The following is a 6,045-nucleotide window of genomic DNA, read 5'->3' on the forward strand; positions in this document are numbered from 1 at the left end:
AACCCGGCCCGCTCCAACCCGCCCCGACCCCACTGCCCCCGGCTCCGCCTGACGCTCCGCTCCCGCCGTCTCAGGCCGCGAGTCCGCCGAACAGCAGTGACACCTTCATCGCGATGATGACCGAGTCGAAGGCGGACGCGATGACGACGTTCGCGCGCACCAGGCGCCAGCCCTCTCTCGAGCGGATCTCGGCCGAGACCGTGGCCGCCATCGTGGACAGCAGGAGCGCGAGGGTCGCGTCGTCACTGAAGTGCGGCGCCTCCTCGAAGGCGGAGCGCACCTGCGACCGCCGGGGCGACCGCGACTCGAGGCGCAGGCAGGCCTGTGCGACCGAGAAGACCATCAGCACCCACGAGCTCGCGACGGCGAGCAGGGCGGCGGCGATGGAGAGGGGCTCGCTGCGGGACTCCGTCCTCTGCGCGATCGCCACCGTGACCACGATCGCCACCGTGACCACGATCGCCGGCACCGCCGCCGACAGCGTCGTGCCGGTCGCCCCGGTCGCTCCCGCCATCCGCGAGAGGAGGCGCCGCTCGCCGCGCGCCTCCTCCTCGGCGGTACTCCGCAGCGCCTGCTCGTCGAGGCGCGAGTACGAGGCGGCGCTCCAGCCCACGGAGAGGGCAGTGGAGAGCGGCCGGCCGAGCAGAGAGACCGGAACGAGGGTCGCCGTCGCATCGACGGCCCCGTCGCCCGGAGCGAGCGTCCCCGTCGCCAGGACGAGCAGCACCACCACGATCGTGACCAGGAGGCTCACGCTCACCCGGAACAGATCGGAGCGGGATCGTCTGCGCGCGGTCATCGCCGCCCTCCCGTCAGGGGCCCGGAGCGCGCCCCGAACAAAATCCACGCCGTTCCGTCCTGCCGCGTCCCGTGCGTTACCAGGCCATTCGTTGCAACCAACAACAAATCCCCTGAGCACCCGGCAGAATGGATCCATGACCTCACGGAGCAACTGGGCGGGCACCTACGAGTACCGCGCCGCCGCCATCATCGAGCCGGAGTCCGTCGAGGAGGTGCAGCGCCTCGTCCGCGAGAACGAGCGCGTCCGCGCCCTCGGCAGCCGCCACTCCTTCAACTCCCTGCCCGACACCCCCGGCGCACTGCTGCACCTGGGCCGCCTGGCCTCCGACCCCGTGATCGACGCCGAGGCGAGCACCGTCACCGTCGGCGGCGCCACCCGCTACGGCGTCGTCGCCGCACACCTGCACAGCAACGGCTACGCCCTGCACAACATGGGCTCGCTCCCGCACATCTCGGTCGCCGGCGCCATCGCGACCGGCACCCACGGCTCGGGCGACCGCAACGCGAACCTCTCCTCCGCCGTCTCGGCCCTCGAGCTCGTCACCGCCGACGGCTCGCTGCGCACGATCCGCCGCGGGGAGCCGGGCTTCGAGGGCGTCGTCGTCGGCCTCGGCGCCTTCGGCATCGTCACCCGCGTGACCCTCGACATCCAGCCGACCTTCGACGTCCGCCAGGACGCGTTCGTCGACCTGCCCTGGGAGCGCGTGCTCGACGACTTCGACGCGATCACCTCCTCCGCCTACAGCGTCAGCCTCATGACCCACTGGTCCTCGCCGACGGTGGAGCAGCTGTGGCTGAAGACCAAGGTGGCGGCGGGATCCGTCGCCGACGTCGACGCGACGCACCTGGGCGCGGTCGCCGCCTCCGCGAGCCTCTTCGCCGTCTCGGAGGGCGTCGACTCCAACCTGAACCCGTTCGGCGGCTCTGTCGGACCGTGGTCCGAGCGCCTGCCGCACTTCCGCCTCGACCGCGAGCCGAGCGCGGGCGACGAGATCCAGAGCGAGTACATGGTGCCGCGCTCGAACGTCCGCGAGGCGATCGTGGCGCTGCGCGCGATCGGCGAGCGGATCGACGACGTCCTGCTCATCACCGAGCTGCGCACCATGGCCGGCGACGACCAGTGGCTCTCCCCCGCCGGGGGCCGCGACAGCGTCGGCGTGCACTTCACCTTCAAGAAGGACCGCGCCGGCGTCGACGCCGTGCTCCCCGCCGTCGAGGGCGCGCTTCTGCCGCTCGGCGCCCGGCCGCACTGGGGCAAGCACTTCCTCGCCGGAGCCGACGAGATCGCGCCGCTCTACCCGCACCTCGAGGAGTGGCGCACCCTCCGCTCCGAGTGGGACCCCTCGGGCCGCTTCGCGAGCGACTTCCTCCGCGACCGCCTGCTCGGCTGAGCGGCACCCGCCCCGCGGGACCAGGCAGGTTCCGCGGGACGGGGCTCACCGGACGTGGGTCGCGGGACGGGGCTCACAGGACACGGCTCGCGGCTCGCGGCTCGCGGCTCGCGGGATGCGGGATGCGGGATGCAGGACGCGGCCTACAGGACGCGGGTCACAGGACGCCGCTCAGAACAGGCGTGCCGCGTCGGCGGGCTCGACGAGGTCGCGCACCAGCGCCGGGATCCGCTTCCGGAACGGGAAGAACCCCCGCGACGCCGACGGCCACGCCGCACCGTCCCAGCGGCGGCGCACGGTGACGAGCGCGACCCCCTCGTCGGCGAGAGCCGAGCGGAGCGCCTCCACCCGCTCGCCGACGGGCCCGACCGGCGCGTACGGAACGACCACGGTGTCGATCCGCTCGGAGACCGCCCAGTCGACGACCGTCGCGGCACGCGCGCCCGCCAGCACCCGCGCCGGCCGACCGCTGGAGTCGGAGGTGCGCTCGGCGGCGTCGGCGAGCGCCGCGGCGGTGAAGGCGGCGACCGCGTCGGAGACTCCGGACGGCGAGCGCCCGCCCGCGTCCCCGGCGACGGCGCACGCGACGAGGCGCTCGGCCAGACCCGGCTGCTCGGCGAGCAGGCTCTCCGCCTCGAGGTCCTCCTCGTGCAGCAGGAGGCCGGGGCGGGCGCCGACGATCCCCACGACGTCGTCCTGCTCGAGCGGTGCCCGTGGCGGGAAGGGCTCCTCGGTGAGCGCGGGGGCCGTGGTGGCGAGGCCGCTCGGCGAGAAGCGCCCCTCCGTGTAGCGCGCGATGTTGGACGCGGAGGCGAGGTAGGTCTTGCCCGGAGTCTGCAGGCCGGCGACCCATCGCCACGACAGGGTGTTGGACGCGGCGTCGCCGTCGAGCAGGTGCCGGTAGAAGAAGTCGGCGCCGAGCTGCCAGGGCAGTCCGAGGGTGAAGATCCAGATGCTCGCGAACCACATGCGGGTGTGGTTGTGGAGGTACCCGGTCTCGACGAGCTCGCTCACCCACGCGTCCATCACGTCGATGCCGCTGCGTCCGCCGATCGCGTCGAGGTACCCGGGCGGAGGATCGCCCGCGGAGGAGTCCGCCACCTCGCGGCGGTAGCGGCGCCAGACGTCCGGGTTCTGCTCGAGCCAGCCCTTCCAGTAGGTGCGCCAGAACACCTCCTGGACGAACTTCTCCGCGGCGGTCAGGCGGTGCCGCGCGAGGACCGCGGCGACGACCTCCCGCTCGGTGACGAGGCGGTGGCGGAGGTAGGGCGAGAGTCCGGAGACGTTGTCCCGGGACGGTCCGAGGTCGTGGTTGCGGTCGCGAGCGTAGGCGGAGCCCGCGCGGGCGACGAAGTCGTCGAGCGCCTCGAGACCGGCGGCTCTGGTCGGGATGAACATCGCCCCATCATCGGCGTCGGCCCGGTGAGAACACCGGCAGCGGCCTCCCGAGTGCGCTCCGGGGACGGAGGCGCCCGCCGAGCGCTCGTCAACGGGGTGACCGGCGCCTCCGACCCGACGTAGCGTCGGAGGACGAGAGGGAGGCCGCCATGCCCCGCGAGGAACAGATCCCGTCCACCATCGAGCGCTCCGACGAGCACGCGCAGAAGCTCTGGTCGGCCGCGCACGACTCGGCCGTCGACAGCTACGGCGACGGCGAACGCGCCCACCGCACGGCCTTCGCCGCACTGAAGCACGAGTACGAGAAGGTCGGCGACCACTGGGAGCGCAAGGCCGAGAGCGGCCCCTCCGACTCCCGCGCCGAGGGCCACGGCCGCTCCCCCGGGGGCGAGACGGCGGGCGGAGTGGACGCGAACGCCACGAAGGCGCACCTGATGGACCTCGCCAAGCGCCTGGACGTCTCCGGCCGCTCGCGCATGACGAAGGCCGAGCTCGTCGAGGCCCTGCAGAAGGAGAGCACCCGCCGGACGCGCGACGCGCGGTGAGGGCGCCGGCGGGGCCGGGGACAGCCGCCCCGCCGAGCCCCGCCCCGCTCAGTCCAGCGCGTCCCTGATGGCCGCCATGCCCAGCTCCAGCTCGGCGAAGGTGGTCGACAGCGGCGAGAGGCCGATCCGGATGCCGTCGGGTCGGCGGAAGTCCGGCACGATCCCCTCCGCCTGCAGCCGCGGGACCAGGCCGGCGAACGACTCGTGCGCGATCGTCACGTGCGAGCCGCGCCGGGCGGGATCGAGCGGAGTCGCCACCCGCACCCCGCGCGGCACCAGCCACGCGTCGGCCAGCTCCAGCGCGTACGCCGTCATCGCCTCCGATTTCGCGCGCACCGCGGGCATGCCGACCGAGGCGATCAGCGCGATCATGTCCTGCATCGCGAGCATCCCCGTGATCGGCGGGGTGCCGCTGAGGAAGCGCCGCATCCCCTCGGCCGGACGGTAGCCGGGTCCCATCTCGAACATGTCGGCGACGCCCATCCAGCCCTGCACCGGCTGCGCGAGCGAGCCCTGGTGCCGCGACGCGACGTACGCCCACGCGGGCGCCCCCGGGCCTCCGTTCAGGTACTTGTAGGAGCAGCCGACCGCGAGGTCCGCGCCCCACTCGTCGAGCTCGAGCGGCACCGAGCCGACGGAGTGGGAGGCGTCCCAGAGCACGAGCGCGCCGGCCTCGTGCGCCTGGGCGGTGATCGCCGCGGCGTCGGCGAGGAACCCCGAGCGGTACGCGACGTGGCTGAGCAGCACCAGTGCCGTCCGCTCGCCGAGCACGGGGGCGAGGTCGTCGGGGCCGACGCCGCTCCCGGGGTCGGAGTCGATCCAGCGGAGCGTGCTGCCGGTCTCGGCCGCGATGCCCTCCAGCACGTACCGGTCGGTGGGGAAGTTATCGGTGTCCACGACGATCTCGTCGCGCCCCTGCTCCGCCTGGCGGGCGATCGCCGCGCGGGCGAGCTTGTAGAGCAGGACGGTCGTGGAGTCGGCGACGACCGTCTGCCCGGCCGCGGCTCCCAGCACCGCGGAGCCGAGGGCGTCGCCGACCTCGAGCGGCATGTCGAGCCAGCCCTCCTCCCAGCCGCGGATGAGGCGGCCGCCCCACTCCTCCTCCGCGAACCGCGCGAGCCGGGCGACGCTCGCGCGCAGCGGCCGGCCGAGCGAGTTGCCGTCGAGGTAGGAGCGGACCTCGGGGGTGCGGACGAACAGCTCGGGGCAGTGCGCGAGCGGGTCCTGGGCGTCGAGCGGATGCATGCCCTCACCCTAGGTCGCGGGTGCCGGGCGCGACGCGCGCCGCGGGGCCCCGGATGCGTGCCGCCGGGGTCCCTGACGGGTGCTGCCGGGGTCCCTGACGAGTGCTGCCGGGGTCCCTGACCCTGCTCGGACGCCCCCCACTGTCCAGAACTCGTCGCACTCGGCGTCGACTGCGACAACTCCTGAGCACTCGCAAGCCCTCACACCGGAGCCTCCCCCACTGTCCAGAAGTCGTCGCACTCGGCGTCGACTGCGACAACTCCTGAGCACTCGCAAGCCCTCACCCCGGAGCCTCGCCCACTGTGCAGAACTCGTCGCACTCGGCGTCGACTGCGACAACTCTTGAGCACTCGCGGACCCGCGCACTCGAGCCGGTCGCCAGTCCTCCGAAGTCGCCGTGCTCGCGCTCCAGTACGGCCACTTCCGCGTGGTCGCGGAGCCGCCGGGCCCGTCCCAGCGGTCGTCTCCGAGTGCGCAGAAGTCGTCGCACTCGAGCTCGAGTGCGACAACTCCTGGACAGTCGCGGGAGCCGGAGGAGAACGGAGCAGGAGCCGGAGGAGAACGGACCTCGAGTCGGCGAACGCCCCCGGACCCGCGAGCACGGCCGCGCACCTGGGAAGTCAACGGGCGGACGCCGCGCCCCGCCCCGCCTAGCCTCCGAGGAC

At 73.5% G+C, this 6,045-nt stretch carries 5 protein-coding genes; 2 read left to right on the plus strand and 3 right to left on the minus strand.

The window, feature by feature from the left end; genetic code table 11:
• Positions 1-70 precede the first annotated feature (70 nt).
• Complete coding sequence (locus C5C49_RS16490) at positions 71-799, minus strand: DUF1345 domain-containing protein (RefSeq protein WP_181135799.1); 729 nt, start codon at positions 797-799, stop codon at positions 71-73.
• A 136-nt stretch (positions 800-935) separates the two neighbouring features.
• On the opposite strand from C5C49_RS16490, the gene C5C49_RS16495 reads away from it, so the two are divergent.
• Entirely contained in the window at positions 936-2,192 is a 1,257-nt protein-coding gene (locus C5C49_RS16495) for a D-arabinono-1,4-lactone oxidase (protein WP_104346611.1), read from the plus strand.
• Between the two features lie 171 nt (positions 2,193-2,363).
• On the opposite strand, the gene C5C49_RS16500 is transcribed toward C5C49_RS16495, so the two are convergent.
• Positions 2,364-3,590, minus strand: a complete 1,227-nt coding sequence (locus C5C49_RS16500; RefSeq protein ID WP_104346612.1) for an FAD-binding domain-containing protein — start codon at positions 3,588-3,590, stop codon at positions 2,364-2,366.
• A 149-nt stretch (positions 3,591-3,739) separates the two neighbouring features.
• Here C5C49_RS16500 and C5C49_RS16505 point away from each other — a divergent pair, with 149 nt between their 5' ends.
• The gene (locus C5C49_RS16505; RefSeq protein ID WP_104225169.1) at positions 3,740-4,135 is read left to right on the plus strand and encodes a ChaB family protein; all 396 of its coding nucleotides are present in this window, start codon (positions 3,740-3,742) and stop codon (positions 4,133-4,135) included.
• Positions 4,136-4,183: 48 nt separating this feature from the next.
• On the opposite strand, the gene C5C49_RS16510 is transcribed toward C5C49_RS16505, so the two are convergent.
• Positions 4,184-5,380, minus strand: coding sequence for a kynureninase (locus C5C49_RS16510; RefSeq protein WP_104314158.1), 1,197 nt, complete (start codon positions 5,378-5,380; stop codon positions 4,184-4,186).
• Between the last annotated feature and the right edge of the window lie 665 nt (positions 5,381-6,045).

The sequence above is a fragment of the Rathayibacter sp. AY1E2 genome (assembly GCF_002932325.1).
GTDB lineage: Bacteria > Actinomycetota > Actinomycetes > Actinomycetales > Microbacteriaceae > Rathayibacter.

Bases quoted from the DNA above. Each gene is read 5' to 3' on its own strand.
- C5C49_RS16500 (WP_104346612.1), bottom strand. From the start codon at position 3,590: ATGTTCATCCCGACCAGAGCCGCCGGTCTCGAGGCGCTCGACGACTTC.
- C5C49_RS16495 (WP_104346611.1), top strand. From the start codon at position 936: ATGACCTCACGGAGCAACTGGGCGGGCACCTACGAGTACCGCGCCGCC.
- C5C49_RS16510 (WP_104314158.1), bottom strand. From the start codon at position 5,380: ATGCATCCGCTCGACGCCCAGGACCCGCTCGCGCACTGCCCCGAGCTG.
- C5C49_RS16505 (WP_104225169.1), top strand. From the start codon at position 3,740: ATGCCCCGCGAGGAACAGATCCCGTCCACCATCGAGCGCTCCGACGAG.
- C5C49_RS16490 (WP_181135799.1), bottom strand. From the start codon at position 799: ATGACCGCGCGCAGACGATCCCGCTCCGATCTGTTCCGGGTGAGCGTG.